Here is a 17945-nt window from a genome sequence, read left to right as displayed (position 1 = left end):
TGGAATCCTCCCTCGAAGCCTACGCTAAGAACTCCGAGGCAGGTTTGAGGTTCCCGGGGAAATCGGAATCCGACCCCGGGAATGGGGCTCTGTTTAGGCGATTTCCCTAGCAACCAGCTTGCGATAGAGATGCCAGGTCGCATGGCCAAGGATCGGGATGACGAGCGCAAGCCCGGCAAAGACCGGGATCGTGCCGATGACGAGCAGTGCCGCGACGATCAGGCCCCAGAGCAGCACCGGTACCGGATTGGCGACCGTGGCCCGGATCGAGGTCACGACGGCGGCGACGGCCCCGACATCGCGGTCGAGCAGCAGCGGAAAGGTGATGACGGAGATAGCCAGCACCACCAGCGCGAAGACGAAGCCGATGAGATTACCCCAGATAATCAGCTGCAGGCCTTGAGCCGTGCCGAAAACCTGGCGGGTGAAATCTGTCATGGAGCGCGGAAACACTTCTCCGAGAAGATTGGTGTAAAGCGTCTGCGCCGTCACCAGCCAGACGACGAAAAGGGCAAAAAGCATCAGCCCGACCGCGACGATCGACGGCAGTGCCGGCGAATGGCGCACTTCGAGAGCATGCGTCCATGACGTATCGAGGCCTTCCTCGCGCCGGCGGCTGATCTCATAAAGGCCGATCGCCGCGATCGGGCCGATCAGCACGAAACCGGACATCAGCGGGAAGACCATCGGAAGAAGATTGGCGCCGGAGGTCCATAGTGTCAGGAAGATGCCGGCGATCGGATACATCAGGCACAGGAACACATAATGTGAAGGTTTTTCCTTAAAATCGTCGAGCCCGCGCTTCAGCGCGTCGAAGACGTCAGCAATACCAATGCGATTGACGACGGGCCGCGCTAAGCTTTCGCTGGCACCCGTCATGACATGAAATGCCGCCATGGCTTTCTCCTCCTCAGCCGAGACTTAGTCGGCGGCGGCACGCATCGGCGGGCAAGCCGATACGAAATCCGCAACCGGCACTGGAGCAATATAACAAATATCAAGGCGCGTGTCGCTCTCTCCCTTGATGCCCCCTCTTGACATCTTCGACAGGCTTTCTCACATCGGCGGCACTATGAAAGCCTCAGACGCAGATATCCTCATCATCCCCGGCTATACCAATTCCGGCCCCGGCCATTGGCAGAGCCGCTGGGAAGCGAAGCTCAGCACGGCGCGGCGCGTCGAACAGGCCGAATGGACGAAGCCGGTCCGCGAGGATTGGATCGCCCGTATCGCCGAGGAGGTGAACGCCTCGACCCGGCCCGTCGTGCTCGTCGCTCATTCGCTGGGCGTGCCCTCGGCGATCCACGCCATCCCGCTTTTCCACAATCGGGTGGCGGGCGCCTTCCTCGTCGCTCCGCCCGATGTCACCAATCCCGACATCCGCCCGAAGCACTTGATGACCTTCGGCCCCTACCCGCGCGAGCCGCTGCCCTTCCCGTCGATTACCGTGGCGAGCCGCAACGACCCGTTCGGCAGCTACGAGCATGCCGACGATATCGCCAGCAGTTGGGGCTCCTTTCTCGTCGATGCCGGCGAGGCCGGGCATATCAATGCCGATTCCGGTCACGGCCCCTGGCCAGAGGGCACGATGGTCTTTGCCCAGTTCCTCAGCCGTCTCTCCGCCGATTGAGGAAAACCGCCTTCTCGTTAAGTCAGCAGTTGCTTTCTAAGTCTTTCTTAATGGAAAGACAGCAGACTGCGCCTGAGATGAATTAGCGAGAATGCCCGTGAAGAAAGCCCATCCAGAGGCCGAGAACCCGCATGGCGATGCCACAGCGGCTGCGGCAGGCGTCGGCGGGGCAGCCGGCGATTCCGAACTGGCGGAACGGGAGAGCCGTTGGAACCATGCGCTGGTCGGCTCGGGCCTCGGCGTATGGGATCACAACTACCGCCTCGACCGGAAATATTACTCGCCCACGTGGAAAACCATTCGCGGAATGGCGCCCGACGAGGAGGTCGCCGGCGATTACGATGCCTGGCTGCAGCTCGTCCATCCCGACGACCGCGAATTCGTCGCGCATGCCATCGAGCGTCAGAACGCCGGCGATCCGGATTATCAGATCTTTCAGTATCGCGAGCGCCACAGGGACGGCCACTGGGTCTGGATCGACTGCCGCGGCGCCTGCGTGGAATGGGACGAGAATGGTGTGCCGACCCGCATCGTCGGCACGGATATCGATATCACCGCCCGCAAGGAAGCCGAGGAGACGCTGTCGCGCCTGTCGCGCCGGCTCGACCTGGCGTTGGAGATTTCCCACATCGGCGTCTTCGAGGCCGATATCGAGAATGATACGGTCGAATGGGACGATCGCCTCATCGCCATTTACGGCCTGCAGGGCGCCTCGCATCAGATCGCGGGCGATGCCTGGGCGAAAAGCCTGCATCCCGACGACCGCGAACGCGTGCTCGGCCTGGCCGGCCGCAGCGTCGAAAGCGGCAGCGATTTCCAGCAGGAATATCGTATCATCCGTGGTGACGGCGCCGAACGCATCATCCGCGCCCGCTCGGCTTTTTTCGTCGATGGCAACGGCCACCGCAAGCTGATCGGCGCCAACTGGGACGTCACCGAGGACGTCGCGCTCCGCAACGAGCTGCAGCGCGCCAAGGATCTGGCGGAAGCCCGCAACCGCGAGCTCGAAGCCGCCAAGGAGAGTATCGAGCACCTGGCACTGCACGATTACCTCACCGGCCTGCCGAACCGGCGCTATCTCGACAAGATGCTGGACGAGCGCTCGGCCGAATGCCGCGCCAAGGGCCTTGCGCTGGCGATTCTCCACATCGATCTCGACCGCTTCAAGCAGATCAACGATACACTTGGCCACCGGGCCGGCGACGCCATGCTGCAGCACGCGGCGAATGTGCTGAGAAACTCCGTCCGTGCCGCCGATTTCGTCGCGCGCATCGGCGGCGATGAATTCGTCATCCTCTGTGCCGTCGATCCCGCCTCGAAAAAGATCGCCGGCCTTGCCGAACGCGTGATCCGCGAATTGCGCAAGCCCGTCAGATACGAGGGGCACGACTGCCGTTTCGGCGCCAGCATCGGCATCGCCGTCGACAGCGGCGCCAGGCTCGACGCCAAGCGAATCCTGCTCGACGCCGACATCGCGCTCTATCGCGCCAAGGGGCTGGGCCGCAACCGCTTCGAATTCTTTTCGGCATCGGCCCGCAGCGATGTCGTCTCGGCCAAGCAGCTCGCCGACGAGATTCTGATCGGCCTCGAGCGCAACGAATTCGTGCCCTTCTATCAATTGCAGTTCGATGCCCGCACCCTCGATGTCACCGGCGTCGAGACGCTCGCCCGCTGGCAGCATCCCCGGCACGGGCTTTTGACGCCCGACCGCTTTCTCGATATCGCCGAGGATCTCGACGTCGTCTCGACGATCGATGCGCTGATCCTGGAGCGCGCCCTGGCCGACCGCCGCGCCTGGATCAAGGACGGGCTGTCGATTCCAAAAGTATCGGTCAACGTTTCCGCCCGCCGGCTTGCCGATCCCGATCTCGGCAAGAAGCTCCGCGCCCTGAAGATCGAACCCGGCGCCATCGCCTTCGAACTGCTGGAATCGATCTCGCTCGACGATTGCGACGCGCTGGTGTCGGCCAACCTCAAGAAGCTGCGCAAGCTCGGCATCGACATCCAGATCGACGATTTCGGCACCGGCCACGCCTCGATCGTCAGCCTGCTGCGCCTGAGCCCGACGACGCTGAAGATCGACCGCGAGCTGATCCGCCTGCTGCCGCAATCGGCCGAGCAGCGCAAACTAGTCGGCTCGATCATCGACATCGGCCGCTCGCTCAACATCCGCGTCATTGCCGAGGGCGTCGAGACGGCGGATCACATCCGCATCCTCGAAGGACTCGATTGCGATATGCTGCAGGGCTATGCGCTCGCCCGGCCGATGCCGGCCATGCAGATCCCTTCCTTCGTCCGCGCCGGCAGCTGGCGTCACGGGCAAACTGCCGCTCGCGCCCTGCAGGCGCAGCTTGGCCGCGCGATGCCAAGCAGAGCTGCCAAATAAAACCTGGATAAGCGGCCCGCCATTTCGCCTTCATTCCACGCTACAGGAAAAGGCGCTAAACTCCTCTTGGGAATCCATTCGATTCTCCTGGCGGTATTCCGTAAAATCCGGAAACCGGGTCCAGAAATCCCGAAAAGAGGGAAGGAGCGACAGGCGGATTGTGAAACCCACTCTTTTCCTTTAAGGGGACGCCACGAGATCGATCCACTCGCGCTATCCCAAGAGCGCCAACAACAGAGAATGACCACGATGAACCGTCGCCGCCGTATCTACGAGGGCAAGGCAAAGATTCTGTATGAGGGTCCGGAACCGGGCACCTTGATCCAGTTTTTCAAGGACGATGCCACCGCCTTCAACAAGAAGAAACATGAAGTCATCGACGGCAAGGGCGTCCTCAACAACCGGATTTCCGAATATATCTTCAGCCATCTGAACAAGATCGGCATCCCCACTCATTTCATCCGCCGGCTCAACATGCGCGAGCAGTTGATCAAGGAAGTGGAAATGATCCCGCTGGAGATCGTCGTGCGCAATGTCGCCGCCGGTTCGCTTGCCAAGCGCCTTGGTATCGAAGAAGGCGTCGTGCTGCCGCGCTCGATCATCGAGTTCTACTACAAATCGGATGCCCTCGACGATCCGATGGTCTCGGAAGAGCACATCACCGCGTTCGGCTGGGCCAATCCGGCCGAACTCGACGACATCATGGCGCTTGCCATCCGCGTCAACGATTTCATGACCGGTCTGTTCCTCGGCGTCGGCATCCAGCTCGTGGATTTCAAGATCGAATGCGGCCGCCTCTTTGAAGGCGATATGATGCGCATCATCCTCGCCGACGAAATCTCGCCGGACAGCTGCCGGCTCTGGGATATCGAAACCCGCGAGAAGATGGACAAGGACCGCTTCCGCCGCGATCTCGGCGGCTTGCTCGAAGCCTATTCCGAAGTCGCACGCCGTCTCGGCATCATCAATGAAAACGAGCCTGTGCGCGGCACCGGCCCGGTTCTCGTCAAGTAAGGCAGGATAGACAAAGTGATCAAGGCTCGTGTCACCGTCACGCTGAAAAACGGCGTTCTCGATCCGCAGGGCAAGGCGATCGAAGGCGCGCTCGGCGCCCTCGGCTTCTCGGGCGTCGGCCATATCAGACAGGGCAAGGTCTTCGACCTGGAGCTCGAGGGCGCCGACAAGGCGAAGGCCGAGGCCGACCTCAAGGCGATGTGCGAAAAACTGCTCGCCAATACGGTGATCGAGAACTACGCGATCGCGATCGACGGATGATCACCGACCCGTCGTCCGGCGGACTTTGAGGATTTGGCGTCATGACGAAGGCACAGCTGGAGACGGAAGTCTCGAAATATATGAGCTATGTCCTGCGCCATGCGCCCGATGCCGCCGGCTTGACGCTTGATGGCGAGGGCTGGGTGGCGTTCGAGGAGCTCGAAAAGGCCTTGACGTCGAAATACGATGTCTCCCGCGCCGAGATTATCGCGATCATCGAAAACAATCCAAAGAAGCGCTTCACGCTCGCCGACAACAGAATTCGCGCGAACCAGGGTCACAGCGTCGAGGTCGATCTTGCGCTGACCGCGGTCGAGCCGCCGGCAGATCTTTTCCACGGCACCTCCGCGATTGCCTGGCACTCGATCGAGCGCGAGGGCTTGAAGAAGATGCAGCGCCACCACGTGCATCTCTCGGCGGATGTCGAAACGGCAAAAATCGTCGCGCTGCGCCGCAAGGGCGGGCATGTCATCCTTCGCGTGGACGCTGCCCGCATGTTTTCAGAGGGTCATTCTTTCTTTGTCTCCGACATTGGAGTATGGCTCACTGAAAGCGTTCCAGTTCAATATCTTTCGCCAGACGCAGGGACCCCATGAAATCAGCTGTCGTTCAACTTCCGGGCCTCAACCGCGACCGCGACATGATCGCAGCCCTGACCAAGATCTCCGGCCGCGAGCCGGTGACGATCTGGCAGACGGAAGCGGAAATCCCGGATGTCGACCTGATCGTCATTCCCGGCGGCTTCTCCTATGGCGACTACCTGCGTTGCGGCGCAATCGCCGCCCGCATGCCGGTCATGCAGGCGATCATCGACAAGGCTGCAAAGGGCGTGAAAGTGCTCGGCGTCTGCAACGGCTTCCAGATCCTCGTCGAAGCCGGCCTGCTGCCCGGCGCGCTGATGCGCAATGCCTCGCTGAAATTCGTCTGCCGCGAGATCAAACTCGAAGTCGTCAATGCCGAGACGGATTTCACCCGCGCCTACGCGCAAGGCCAGGTCATCCGCTGCCCCGTTGCCCATCATGACGGCAATTATTTCGCCGACGAAGCCACGCTGGCGAAGATCGAAGGCAATGGCCAGGTGGTCTTCCGTTATGCCGAGGGCACCAACCCCAACGGCTCGCTCAACGATATCGCCGCGGTCATGAACGACAAGGGCAATGTGCTCGGCATGATGCCGCATCCGGAAAACCTGATCGAAGCCGCCCATGGCGGTTCGGACGGCCGCGGCCTCTTCGCCTCGGCGCTCGACGTCATCGCCGCCTGAGCCCTGCACGTTGGCCAAAAGCGCGCGCGGTCTTGGGCAACGGCATCACACGAAAATTTCCGTCCGGATCGGAGCAAGATTGATGCGCCATCGCCTCGCAAACCCCGCCCTGTTGACCGCTCTCGCAGCCATGCTCGCAGCCTGCCAGACGCCGGCGCCGACGACAGGCCCCAACCGCGCCGCGCTGCCGACGATGGAACGCGTGGCGCTCGGCGCCAGTGCCTGCTGGTTCAAGTCGGGTGACCCGGCTTTTGCAGCCTATAAACTCGCGCCGGAGCTTAATTCCTTCACCGGCCGGCCTCGCATCCTGCTCGTCCACAAGGGCAGCCCGGAAAGTCGGCCGCTGCTTGTCGTTCAGGCCGAGGGAAGCCCGTCGCGTCTCCAGGCCTTCGGTCCGATGATGTCGGAACCGGTCGCCGGCCGCATCGTCGCCGACGTCAATCGCTGGTCGGGCGGCAACAAAGCCTGCAGCTGATCGCGGCAGCCGATCCCGATAACGCATTCAGTCCCAGAAGAACGACTTGCCGACTTCGCGTGCGGCTTCGGACTGCGACACGCCGATATCCTTGAGCTCGCTCGTCGTCAGGCATCTCAGCGCCCGCCGGCCTTCCCGCTTCTGATGCCAGAGAAGAATTGCGGTCCAAATCCGCCCCAAACGCGTCGTCACCTCAGGAGGCGCTACGGGAAGGACGATCTGCCTCCTATCTTCATAAGAGACAATCGGTACAATCGGCATTTTGATCTCAGGCAAGGCAGACATTCCAGAAATCCTCTCGGTTTGCCACTGGAATTGACTCATACGCTTGACCGATACAATGTGCCAATATATACAATTGTCACCATGACAAATTGGCTTCCCGATATTTCCCGCGGTTCCGGACCGGTCTATCTCCGGCTTGCCGACAGCATTGAATCCGCCATCGCGAGCGGCGCCCTGCCCGCCGGCAGCAAATTGCCGCCGCAACGCAACCTCGCCTATGATATCGGCGTGACCATCGGCACAATCGGCCGCGCCTATGCGCTGGTGCACGAGCGCGGCCTAGTCGCCGGCGAGGTCGGCCGCGGCACCTATGTGCTGAACCGCTCCGAAACGCAGCCCGGCGAACAGACCGACCCGCTGACTGTCTCGCTCAGTGGCACCCGCGTCCAGGACGCGCCTGCCGACAAAATCCGCTTCGATACCACGGCAGCACCAGACCTCGGCCAGGGCAAGATCATAGCCGGCATCCTCGCCGAGATCGGTGAACAGCATCTCGCGGAGATTTCATCCTATTCCCGCACGTTTCCGCGCAACTGGTTCGAAGCCGGCCGTCTCTGGCTTGCCCGCAGCGGCTGGACGCCGGATGTCGAAAACATAGTGCCGACACTCGGCGCTCATGCAGCGGCGGTTGCCGTCATCGCCGCCGTCTCGGCGCCGGGCGACAAGATCGTCTTTGAGGATCTCACCTATACACAGGTCAGCCGCAGCGCCCGCCTTCTCGGACGCCGCACGCTGACGGTCGATTCCGACGAACATGGGGTGATCCCGGACGATTTCGAGCGGCTCTGCCAGCAACAACATCCAAAGATCGCCTTCCTGATGCCGACCGTTCACAATCCGACGGTAACGATCATGCCCCACGAGCGGCGCGCGGCAATCGCCGCGATCGCCAGGAGACACGGCGTCTGGCTGATCGAAGATGATCTCTACGGCGGCATGGCCGACGATGATACGCCACTGCTTGCCTCACTTGCCCCCGATCGCACCTTCCTGGTCAACGGGCTGTCGAAATCGGTCGCCGCCGGCGTGCGCGGCGGCTGGGTCGCCTGCCCGCCGCATTTTGCCCAGCGCATCCGGGTGACGCATAAGATGATCACCGGCGGCCTGCCCTTCATTCTGGCCGAAACCTGCGCACGCCTCGTCGAAAGCGGCACGGCCCACGAGATCCGCAAGCAAAGCGTCGAGGAACTCTGCCGACGTGTCCGGATCGTTCGCGAGCAGCTGCAGGGTTTCGATTTTGCGTCGCACCCGCATGCGCCCTTCCTCTGGCTGAAATTGCCGGAGCCTTGGATGTCGGGCACGTTCAAGAATGCCGCTTTCCGGGATGGTGTGCTCGTCGATGACGAGGACGAGTTCAAGGCAGCCCGCGGGGAGAAATCCTATCATCGCGTTCGCATCGGTTTTTCCTCGCCGAAGACAGGGCAGGAACTGATCTCCGGCCTGATGATCTTGCGCCGGCTGCTGGAAAATGGCGGATCCGCCTATGATGGCGAAATATGACCTGTTGCAAATACACGTCATAATTTAGAAAAGACGCCTGGACCATTTGCAGCGGTTTGCCGACTCAATCTGTATGCTGCTACCTCTATCTCGCGTGACGCGAATCAAGGGACAGCAAATGAGTGCGGACTTCGGAAGCTTCGTGTTGCGTTTTTTGACCACGGCGCTATTGGCAGCGGTAGCCGGCACCGTGGCGGACTCGGCGTCCGCCGGTGAGCAGATATTTGATGAACTGCGTTTCGGGGTATCGACCTCGCTGCAATCGGGACATTCTCGGGAAGACGGCGTCTTTCCCGAAATCACAGCCCTCTTCGACCCTTTCGGATATGAGCAGGCCGTTGGCTGGCAGCAACAGTTGCTGCGCCCCCGTGTCCATCTTGGCACCTCGATCGGCACCGCCGGTGAAGCCACCCAATTCTTCACCGGCTTCACCTGGACTGTCGATTTCAACGACAAGCTCTTTGCCGAAGCCGGCTTCGGCGGCGTCATCCATACCGGCGACCTGGACGACAATGATGACGGACCGGAACTCGGCTGCCGCGTCCTCTTTCACGAATATGCCGGTGCCGGCTACCGTTTCACCCCGCATTGGAACGTAATGGCCCAGATTGCCCACTCCTCGCATGCCAATCTCTGTGACGGCCCGAACGACGGCATGACGCGCGCCGGCATCCAGATCGGCTACAAGTTCTGAGCAATTGCCGCCTTTGCGAAAAAAGCCTGCCCGCCCTCTGTTGACGGCGGGCTTTTTTCTGTCGCGCGCCGCCGCTACATAAGCTAAAGACAGCGCAAAACGCGCCAGGGACCTTCCGCTCATGACCATTCCAAACACCATCCCGATCACGCCGGAACTCATCGCGGGCCATGGCCTGAAGCCGGACGAGTACCAGCGCATCCTGGATTTGATCGGCCGCGAACCGACTTTCACCGAGCTCGGCATCTTCTCGGCCATGTGGAACGAGCATTGCTCCTACAAATCCTCGAAGAAATGGCTGCGCACGCTGCCGACCAAGGGGCCGCGCGTCATCCAGGGGCCTGGCGAAAATGCCGGCGTGGTCGATATCGATGACGGCGATTGCGTCGTCTTCAAGATGGAGAGCCACAACCACCCCTCCTATATCGAGCCTTACCAGGGGGCTGCGACCGGCGTCGGCGGCATTCTGCGCGACGTCTTCACCATGGGCGCGCGGCCGATTGCGGCGATGAACGCGCTGCGCTTCGGCGAACCGGATCATCCGAAGACCCGCCACCTCGTCTCCGGCGTCGTCTCCGGTGTCGGCGGCTACGGCAATTCCTTCGGCGTGCCGACGGTCGGCGGTGAAGTCGAGTTCGACGCCCGCTACAACGGCAACATCCTCGTCAACGCGTTTGCCGCCGGCATTGCCAAATCCAACGCCATTTTCCTCTCCGAAGCCAAGGGTGTCGGCCTTCCGGTCGTCTATCTCGGCGCCAAGACCGGCCGCGACGGTGTCGGCGGCGCCACCATGGCCTCGGCCGAATTCGACGAATCGATCGAGGAAAAGCGCCCGACCGTTCAGGTCGGCGACCCCTTCACCGAAAAGTGCCTGCTTGAAGCCTGCCTCGAACTGATGCAGACCGGCGCCGTCATCGCCATCCAGGATATGGGTGCTGCCGGCCTCACCTGCTCGGCCGTCGAAATGGGCGCCAAGGGCGATCTCGGCATCCTGCTCGAGCTCGACAAGGTGCCGGTGCGCGAAGAGCGGATGACCGCCTATGAGATGATGCTGTCGGAGAGCCAGGAGCGCATGCTCATGGTGCTGCAGCCGGAGAAGGAAGATGAAGCCAAGGCGATCTTCGTCAAATGGGGCCTCGATTTCGCCATCGTCGGCAAGACGACCGACGACCTGCGCTTCCGCGTCGTGCACCAGGGCGAAGAAGTCGCCAATCTGCCGATCAAGGATCTCGGCGACCAGGCGCCGGAATATGATCGCCCCTGGCGCGAATCCGGCAAGCCTGCCCCCCTGCCCGCCAATCTCGTCGCCGCACCCAAAAATTACGGTCAGGCGCTGCTGCAGCTCGTCGGCTCGGCCAACCAGTCGAGCCGCCGCTGGGTCTATGAGCAATACGACACGCTGATCCAGGGCAATTCGCTGCAGCTTCCGGGCGGTGATGCCGGCGTCGTGCGCGTCGACGGCCATAAGAGCAAGGCGCTTGCCTTCTCCTCCGACGTGACGCCGCGTTATGTCGAGGCCGATCCCTTCGAAGGCGGCAAGCAGGCGGTCGCCGAATGCTGGCGCAACATCACCGCGACCGGCGCCGAACCGCTCGCCGCCACCGACAATCTCAACTTCGGCAATCCCGAAAAGCCGGAGATCATGGGCCAGTTCGTCCAGGCGGTGAAGGGCATCGGCGAGGCCTGCCGCGCGCTCGACTTCCCGATCGTGTCGGGCAACGTCTCGCTCTACAACGAGACCAACGGCGTCGCCATCCTGCCGACCCCGACGATCGCAGGCGTCGGCCTGCTGCCGGACTGGCGCAAGATGGTTCGCATCGGCAGCGCCAACGCCGGCGACAAGGTGATCATGATCGGCCTCGACGGCAGCCATCTCGGCCAGTCCGTCTATCTCAGGGATGTGCTCGACAGCCGCGAAGGTCCCGCCCCCGAAGTGGATCTCTTCGCCGAGCGCCGCAACGGCGATTTTGTCCGCTCCGTCATCCGCAACGGCCAGGCAACCGCCTGCCACGACATTTCCTCGGGCGGCCTTGCCGTCGCGCTGGCTGAGATGGCCATGGCCTCCGGCAAGGGGCTGACGATCGATCTCGGCGAATGCAAGGGTGCGCCGCATGCGCTGCTCTTCGGCGAGGATCAGGCGCGCTATGTGCTGGCGGTGCCGGCGGATGTGGCGGATTTCGTCTGCGTCAATGCGGAAGGCGCCGGCGTTCCCTTCCGCCGCCTCGGCACGGTCGGTGGCGATGCGCTCGTCGTCGGCGATCTCATTGCGCTGCCGATTCAGCAATTGCGCGATACCCATGAATCGTGGTTCCCTGATTTCATGGAAGGCCGCGGCGAACTCGCCGCGGAATGATGCGCAAGGAGTAACGATCATGGCCATGAAACCCGGCGATATCGAAGACATGATCAAGGCTGGGATTCCCGGTGCCAAGGTGACGATCCGCGATCTGGCGGGCGACGGCGATCATTACGCCGCCGAAGTCGTCGCCGAAGCCTTCCGCGGCAAGAGCCGCGTGCAGCAGCACCAGATGGTCTACGAAGCGCTGAAGGGCAATATGGGTGGCGTATTGCACGCGCTCGCACTGCAGACCTCGGCGCCGGATTGACATTTGAGGTAGCCCGCCACCCTCGCCGCTTCTCATTCCTATGACAAGTATAGGTAGTAAGGGAGGGCGTAGTAAGTGCCGGGCTATGAAGCACCTGCTGTTGTGTGTCTTTGTACACTGGCAGCGAGTTCGGCGAGAACGCCAAACACACTCTCCGTCATCCCGGGCCTTGAGCCTGGGATCCATGCGGCTGCTGCTGATCGATGCGGTGTGGATACTTGGCTCAAGGCCGAGCATGACGGAGAGTCGGCTGTGGTTGTGAACGCCCATTGATCCCGACGCCCTGCCGGGCTGGGATTAAGTCGAGTCCCCAAAAGAACCCAACAACGCACTCGGTGTAAACGCTATACGTCCATCGCTACCGAGGTACTCGGGCCTTCAGGCCGGCAACCTGTCCTGCTCCGGATAAGCAAACACCGAAGCCGGCATCGGCCCCGATGTCATCAGCGTGAAGTCGAAGGACGCCTTCAAATCCGGCCCCAGCACATATTGGCGATGAACGCGTAGCTGATCCTTGCGGATTTTGCGGTAATGTTCGCGCGTCAGCATCTGCTTGACGCGGATCAGGAGCATCTTCGCCGGGCGCGCGTCCGGGTGGCCGCAGACGGCCACAACCGGCACCTTGTAGAAATTAATCGAATCCGTCAGGCATTGCACATCGAGCCACGAAATCTCCGGGCAGCGGGCAATCAAGCCGACGCGGGCGCGCAGCAGGCTTGCCGATGACAGCAGTGCGCATTGCAGGATGGCGCTGCCGAGTGAAGCAAACACCACGCGTTTGCCCTTGAAGATCTCCGGATCCCTTTCCAGCAATATGCCGATGACATGGGCGGCCACGTTCGATCCCATGCTGTGCGAGGAGATCACATATTCATCCGCCTCCTCATCAAGCGCCTTGCGCACGGCGTCAGCTCGCTCTTCCAGCCAATCGTTGAAATCGGCCCTGTGCATGCGGCCAAGCGCCACCGCCATTGCCCAATCGGCAAAGAGATGCAGCGTGTGGAAGCGTTCGGAAAACGGCAGGAAGGCGAAGATGAAGAAGCAGAGCGCCAGCGGCCCGCTCCAGAGCGTGTGCCAGGGTGAAAAGCCGAGACTGTAGGGCGTGACGGCGATCTGCGCCGTCAGCGCGATCGCCAGCGCCGTCAACAGGAACGGAAAGAGGAAGAACAGGCCGAAGCGCCAGGCATGACGGAAATAGCCGCGCATGCCGCCTTCGAGCATGATCTGGGCGCAGCTGCGAAAACCCGCAACAATCTGGCTCAGCATATTGCCGCTGCGCAGCCTGCGCACGAACATGTCGTGATCGACCATGTGGATCCGGCTTTTCGTCTGCCAAGTGGCAGGAGCAGGGTCTTCCCCAGGCGCCGCCCCGGCTGCCCCGGGCGCCGCCTCGCCGGTTGCCCCCGTTACCGCGCCGCTGGTCGTGACCTCGAAACTGAGGGGATCGCTGCCGCCGTCCGGCGTCCCGACCGCGAGCGAATAGCCCCAAACGGCGGAACTCTGCCTGGCTGAACGCTCGTAGCGCGCCCGGTGGGCAACGCCGTCAAGCGGCTCGAAGCCCGGAAAATGCAGGACGACCCGCTTTTTTATCAATCTCATTCCGCTCTTTCGGCCGGGCGAATGGCCGGCATGTTTCGTGCGATCCGGCTGCTGTGGCGCCGATCTCGGCGAAAAAGCAGGTATGGTCTCGAAGGCGTCTTGCTAACCGAAGTCATCAGGAATTCAATAGCAGCCATGTCGTTTCCACCGTGAACGGAGGGGTTTTGTGGCCGATCTTGTCAAAGAATTGATATCAGGCGTCCTCGATGGCGTGCTGAAGGAAATCCTGAAGAAAACCACCGGCCGCATCACGACGAAGCGCAGAAGGCGCAAGACGCGCCCCGCCGCGACAACGGCTGCCGCCCGAAAGACGACCTCCGCCAAGCGCAAACCTGCCCGCAAACAGGTCAGCAAGCGACGCACAGCCGCCGGTCGCAGCCGCCAGCGCCGCAGCTGAGGCATCACGCAATTATCCGACCGCTGAACCCGGCCCCTCGGCGACGTCGAAATTGACCGGATGCGGCCCATCTAGCCCGACAACCGTAACGTGATAGCAACATCGCCGAAGTGGTCTGACCAGATTGGTCTTTTTTTGGTTTAGGCGTCTGGAATTCCTGCTGTCACATGCTATCTAAGGACAACGATTGAAACGGTGGGCCTTTAACCCGCCCGTTGAAAGGATCAGGTCCCATGAGCGGCATTCACGAATTCATCGACAACGAAATCAAGAGCAACGACGTCGTCCTCTTCATGAAGGGCACGCCGCAGTTTCCGCAATGCGGTTTCTCTGGCCAGGTCGTGCAGATTCTCGATTACATCGGCGTCGACTATAAGGGCATCAACGTGCTCGCCGATTCGGAGATCCGCCAGGGCATCAAGGATTATTCCAACTGGCCGACGATCCCGCAGCTTTACGTAAAGGGCGAGTTCATCGGCGGCTGCGACATCGTCCGGGAAATGTTCCAGGCCGGTGAGCTGCAACAGCATCTCCAGGAAAACGGCGTCACCGTTCGCGGCGCCGCCTGACCGGTCACCGGACGTCCGCCCGGTTTCCAAATCTGTTTCTCGAGTCCGAGGCGCTGCGCTGAGCAGCGCCTTGGCCTGTTTATGGGAATTTCATTGTGTCAGATTCATCACAAGCCGTGTCCGCGGGCCGCCTGCCCATGGGCAAGCGTGAATTCATCGCGCTTGCCGCGTTTCTGATGGCCGTCAACTCTCTTGCGATCGATATCATGCTGCCGGCGCTGCAACAGATCGGCGCGAGCCTTGGCGTCGAGAGCGAAAATCACCGCCAATTCGTCGTCTCCACCTATCTGCTCGGCTTTGGCTGCGCCCAGCTGTTCTACGGGCCACTCTCCGACCGTTTCGGCCGTCGCACGCCGCTGCTGATCGGTCTCGTCATCTACATTCTCTCCGCCATCAGTATCGTCTTCGTCCCCACTTTTGCCGGGTTGCTCGCCCTGCGCTTCCTGCAGGGCGTTGGTTCGGCCGCAACCCGCGTCATCACCGTCTCCATTGTCCGCGATATCTATGGCGGCCGGCAGATGGCCGAGGTCATGTCGCTGATCATGATGGTGTTCATGATCGTGCCGGTGATTGCGCCCGGTGCCGGCCAGGTCGTCATGATCTTCGGCAACTGGCACCTGATCTTCCTCTTCATCGCTGCCATGGCAACGGCAATCGCCGTCTGGGCCTATCTCCGCCTGCCGGAGACCCTGCATCCGCAGAATGTCCGCCCCTTCACTGCCCGTTCGATCTTCGGCGCCTTCAAGCTGGTGCTGACCAATCGCGTCGCGCTCTGCTACACCATCGCCAGCACCTTCATCTTCGGCGCGCTGTTCGGCTTCATCAACTCGGCCCAGCAGGTCTATGTCGGCATTTACGGTCTCGGCGTCTATTTCCCCTTCGCCTTCGCCGGCGTGGCGATCTTCATGTCGCTGTCGTCCTTCTTCAACTCGCGCTTCGTCGGCAAGCTCGGCATGCGCCGCCTGTCGCACGGCTCGCTGATCGGCTTCATCGCCATCAACACCATCTGGCTGATCGTTCAGATGGCGAGTTCCGAGCCGATGCCCTTCGCCTTGTTCATCTCCTTCTTCGGCCTTGCCATGTTCCAGTTCGGCTGGATCGGCTCGAACTTCAATTCGCTCGCCATGGAGCCACTCGGCCACGTCGCCGGCACCGCCTCCTCCGTGCTCGGCTTCATGAGCACGGTCGGCGGCGCCCTGATCGGCGCCGGCATCGGCCAGGCCTTCGACGGCACCGCGCTGCCGATGGTCGCCGGTTATTTCATCGTGTCGATCATCGGGCTTATCTTCGTACTGATCGCCGAAAAGGGCCGCCTCTTTCAACAGCAGAATCCTGCCGTCTGAACGGCCCACCTCCTCCGCATCCGGGATTTCACCACATGACGCCGCATAAACCGCACCAGGAAAACCAGGGCTCCCGCCGCATCGGCATGGGTTTCGGTGAGTTCGTCGTCACCATTGCCATCATGACCGCCAGCATCGCCATGGCCATCGACAGCATGCTGCCCGCATTGCCCAATATCGGCCATTCCCTCGGCGTCACCAACACCAACGACGCCCAACTCATCATCGGCGTGTTCTTCTTGGGCTTCGGCGTCTCGCAGATATTCTTCGGTAGCCTTTCGGATACGTTCGGCCGACGTAACATCCTGCTTGGCGGCCTGGCTTGCTACGTGGTTGGAATGTTTGCCGCCGCAGCAACCGGCAGTTTCGAAATGCTGCTCCTCATGCGCTTCGTTCAGGGCGTCGGTGGTGCCGCCGTCCGCATCACCACCATGGCCATCGTCCGCGACTGCTTCGGCGGCCGCGAGATGGCGCGTGTCATGTCCTATGTCATGATCGTCTTCATGATCGTGCCGATCGTCGCACCATCGGTGGGCCAGCTCATCATCCTTTATGCCAACTGGCATTGGATCTTCATCCTGCTCGGCGTCGTCGCCACCATCCTCTTCGTCTGGGCACTTCTGCGGCTGAAGGAATCGCTGCCGCCGGAAGAACGCCTGCCGCTGTCGGTCAACTCGGTCACGGACGGCTTCAAGACCGTGCTCACGAACCGCATTACCTCAGGCTATATGATCGGTCTCACCATGTTCACCGGCGTCATCAGCGCCTACGTGATCTCGGTGCAGCAGGTCTTCGGCGAAGTTTATGGCCTCGGCGACTGGCTGCCGATTGCCTTTGCGGCTACCGCCGGCGGAATTGCGGTGGCCAATTTCGCCAACGGCTTCTTCGTTCGCAAATTCGGCATGCGCCGCATTTCGCATGCCGCGCTTCTGATCTTCACGGCACTGTCGGCAGCAGGCTTTCTCATTGCGCTGGCCGGCAAGGCGGATTTCGCTACCGCCTACGGCATCTTCACAATCGTGCTAATGATGTTCGCCGTGATCGCCACCAATTTCACCGCCATCAGCCTTGAGCCGATGGGCAATCTCGCCGGGACGGCGACCGCCATCACCGGCTTCGTCTCGACGACGGCAGGCGCCATCCTCGGCGGCCTGGTCGGCCAGATGTTCAACGGCACGGTCCAGCCTCTCTTCGGCGGCTTCGCGCTCTTCGGCCTGGTGACGATCGCAGCCACCCTCTGGGCCGAGAACGGCAAGCTCTTCACTCATCCCGGCGACAGCCCGCAGCTCGATCCGGGTGCGGCGCATTTCTGATATCGAAATCATTGGTGTCAGCGCGAAAGGCATTTCCGATGGACGACCGAATTCTGATCAGGCCTTACGCGCCAAGCGATTCGGACGCGACGATCGAGATTTTTCTGCGCGCCATTCGGGAGGTTTCCTCGAAAGACTATTTGCCCGCTCAGATCGAGGCTTGGGCGAAGGTGGAAGATCGCAGCCTATGGGCGCAGCGCCGGATAAGCAGGCCTGGCTGGATCGCGGAAATCGATGGAGTGCCGATGGGATTTTCCGACCTGACCGAAGACGGATGCCTGGACATGATGTTCGTGCACCCTGAATTTCAGGGGCTCGGTATCGCAAGCTGCCTGTTGAGCAGGGTCGAGAAGGAAGCTTTGAACCTCGGATTTACGCGAATTTATACCGAAGCGAGCCGAACCGCCCGACCGTTTTTCGAGCGCAGGGGTTTCCGCGTGATAACCAGGCAAACCGTAGAAAAACGCGGGCAAACCCTGGAAAATTTCCGCATGGAAAAGCTTTACACGGAATAGGGCGCAAGCCGCCGATACACCTTATCCGAATGAACTCGGCAATCCCGTCGCAGATACGGCCGCAAAATCAGTGCTCTGCGGCCGGTTTTCATGC

Annotated in this window: 19 protein-coding genes; 16 read left to right on the top strand and 3 right to left on the bottom strand. The window is 61.5% G+C overall.

The window, feature by feature from the left end; all coding sequences use genetic code 11:
- Window positions 1-93: 93 nt before the first annotated feature.
- Window positions 94-897 (bottom strand): DUF2189 domain-containing protein, encoded by an 804-nt coding sequence (locus K6M89_RS15890; RefSeq protein WP_222140097.1) that lies wholly within the window; start codon window positions 895-897, stop codon window positions 94-96.
- 175 nt (window positions 898-1072) lie between these two features.
- Here K6M89_RS15890 and K6M89_RS15885 point away from each other — a divergent pair, with 175 nt between their 5' ends.
- From K6M89_RS15885 to K6M89_RS15855, 7 genes are all read left to right on the top strand, one after another.
- Complete coding sequence (locus tag K6M89_RS15885; protein ID WP_222140096.1) at window positions 1073-1630, top strand: RBBP9/YdeN family alpha/beta hydrolase; 558 nt, start codon at window positions 1073-1075, stop codon at window positions 1628-1630.
- A 91-nt stretch (window positions 1631-1721) separates the two neighbouring features.
- Window positions 1722-4016, top strand: coding sequence for a putative bifunctional diguanylate cyclase/phosphodiesterase (locus K6M89_RS15880; RefSeq protein ID WP_222140095.1), 2295 nt, complete (start codon window positions 1722-1724; stop codon window positions 4014-4016).
- A gap of 249 nt (window positions 4017-4265) precedes the next feature.
- Entirely contained in the window at window positions 4266-5030 is a 765-nt protein-coding gene (gene purC / locus K6M89_RS15875; protein WP_004676256.1) for a phosphoribosylaminoimidazolesuccinocarboxamide synthase, read from the top strand.
- A 15-nt stretch (window positions 5031-5045) separates the two neighbouring features.
- Window positions 5046-5291 (top strand): phosphoribosylformylglycinamidine synthase subunit PurS, encoded by a 246-nt coding sequence (purS, locus tag K6M89_RS15870; protein ID WP_038689209.1) that lies wholly within the window; start codon window positions 5046-5048, stop codon window positions 5289-5291.
- A 41-nt stretch (window positions 5292-5332) separates the two neighbouring features.
- Window positions 5333-5887 carry an RNA 2'-phosphotransferase gene (locus K6M89_RS15865; protein ID WP_222140094.1) on the top strand — a complete coding sequence of 185 codons (555 nt, stop codon included), beginning with the start codon at window positions 5333-5335 and terminating at the stop codon, window positions 5885-5887.
- The gene (purQ, locus tag K6M89_RS15860) at window positions 5884-6555 is read left to right on the top strand and encodes a phosphoribosylformylglycinamidine synthase subunit PurQ (RefSeq protein ID WP_097583927.1); all 672 of its coding nucleotides are present in this window, start codon (window positions 5884-5886) and stop codon (window positions 6553-6555) included. Before K6M89_RS15865 ends, purQ begins: the two co-directional genes overlap by 4 nt.
- A gap of 82 nt (window positions 6556-6637) precedes the next feature.
- Entirely contained in the window at window positions 6638-7030 is a 393-nt protein-coding gene (locus K6M89_RS15855; RefSeq protein WP_039619973.1) for a hypothetical protein, read from the top strand.
- A gap of 27 nt (window positions 7031-7057) precedes the next feature.
- On the opposite strand, the gene K6M89_RS15850 is transcribed toward K6M89_RS15855, so the two are convergent.
- Window positions 7058-7315: a DUF1127 domain-containing protein gene (locus K6M89_RS15850; protein WP_222140093.1), complete on the bottom strand. Its 258-nt coding sequence runs from the start codon at window positions 7313-7315 to the stop codon at window positions 7058-7060.
- An 81-nt stretch (window positions 7316-7396) separates the two neighbouring features.
- Between K6M89_RS15850 and K6M89_RS15845 the strand changes: the two genes are divergently transcribed.
- From K6M89_RS15845 to K6M89_RS15830, 4 genes are all read left to right on the top strand, one after another.
- Window positions 7397-8815, top strand: coding sequence for an aminotransferase-like domain-containing protein (locus K6M89_RS15845; protein WP_222140092.1), 1419 nt, complete (start codon window positions 7397-7399; stop codon window positions 8813-8815).
- 118 nt (window positions 8816-8933) lie between these two features.
- Window positions 8934-9509 carry an acyloxyacyl hydrolase gene (locus K6M89_RS15840; RefSeq protein ID WP_222140091.1) on the top strand — a complete coding sequence of 192 codons (576 nt, stop codon included), beginning with the start codon at window positions 8934-8936 and terminating at the stop codon, window positions 9507-9509.
- A gap of 121 nt (window positions 9510-9630) precedes the next feature.
- On the top strand, window positions 9631-11862 hold the full coding sequence (purL, locus tag K6M89_RS15835; RefSeq protein ID WP_097583936.1) for a phosphoribosylformylglycinamidine synthase subunit PurL: 2232 nt from the start codon (window positions 9631-9633) through the stop codon (window positions 11860-11862).
- A gap of 19 nt (window positions 11863-11881) precedes the next feature.
- On the top strand, window positions 11882-12115 hold the full coding sequence (locus tag K6M89_RS15830) for a BolA/IbaG family iron-sulfur metabolism protein (RefSeq protein ID WP_004676237.1): 234 nt from the start codon (window positions 11882-11884) through the stop codon (window positions 12113-12115).
- A 378-nt stretch (window positions 12116-12493) separates the two neighbouring features.
- On the opposite strand, the gene K6M89_RS15825 is transcribed toward K6M89_RS15830, so the two are convergent.
- A complete protein-coding gene (locus K6M89_RS15825) occupies window positions 12494-13714 on the bottom strand; it encodes a hypothetical protein (RefSeq protein ID WP_222140090.1) in 1221 nt (406 codons plus the stop codon).
- Between the two features lie 166 nt (window positions 13715-13880).
- Here K6M89_RS15825 and K6M89_RS15820 point away from each other — a divergent pair, with 166 nt between their 5' ends.
- The 5 genes from K6M89_RS15820 (at window position 13881) to K6M89_RS15800 (ending at window position 17851) form a co-directional block, all read left to right on the top strand.
- Window positions 13881-14111, top strand: a complete 231-nt coding sequence (locus K6M89_RS15820; RefSeq protein WP_222140089.1) for a hypothetical protein — start codon at window positions 13881-13883, stop codon at window positions 14109-14111.
- 233 nt (window positions 14112-14344) lie between these two features.
- A complete protein-coding gene (gene grxD / locus K6M89_RS15815; protein ID WP_009994514.1) occupies window positions 14345-14680 on the top strand; it encodes a Grx4 family monothiol glutaredoxin in 336 nt (111 codons plus the stop codon).
- A gap of 137 nt (window positions 14681-14817) precedes the next feature.
- The gene (locus tag K6M89_RS15810; protein WP_222140088.1) at window positions 14818-16023 is read left to right on the top strand and encodes a multidrug effflux MFS transporter; all 1206 of its coding nucleotides are present in this window, start codon (window positions 14818-14820) and stop codon (window positions 16021-16023) included.
- Between the two features lie 35 nt (window positions 16024-16058).
- Window positions 16059-17336: a multidrug effflux MFS transporter gene (locus tag K6M89_RS15805; protein ID WP_222140087.1), complete on the top strand. Its 1278-nt coding sequence runs from the start codon at window positions 16059-16061 to the stop codon at window positions 17334-17336.
- A 38-nt stretch (window positions 17337-17374) separates the two neighbouring features.
- On the top strand, window positions 17375-17851 hold the full coding sequence (locus K6M89_RS15800) for a GNAT family N-acetyltransferase (protein ID WP_222140086.1): 477 nt from the start codon (window positions 17375-17377) through the stop codon (window positions 17849-17851).
- Window positions 17852-17945: the final 94 nt, after the last annotated feature.

It is taken from the genome of Rhizobium croatiense (assembly GCF_019793465.1).
Taxonomy (GTDB): Bacteria; Pseudomonadota; Alphaproteobacteria; order Rhizobiales; family Rhizobiaceae; genus Rhizobium; species Rhizobium croatiense.
This window is presented reverse-complemented; position numbering and strand designations above follow the sequence as displayed.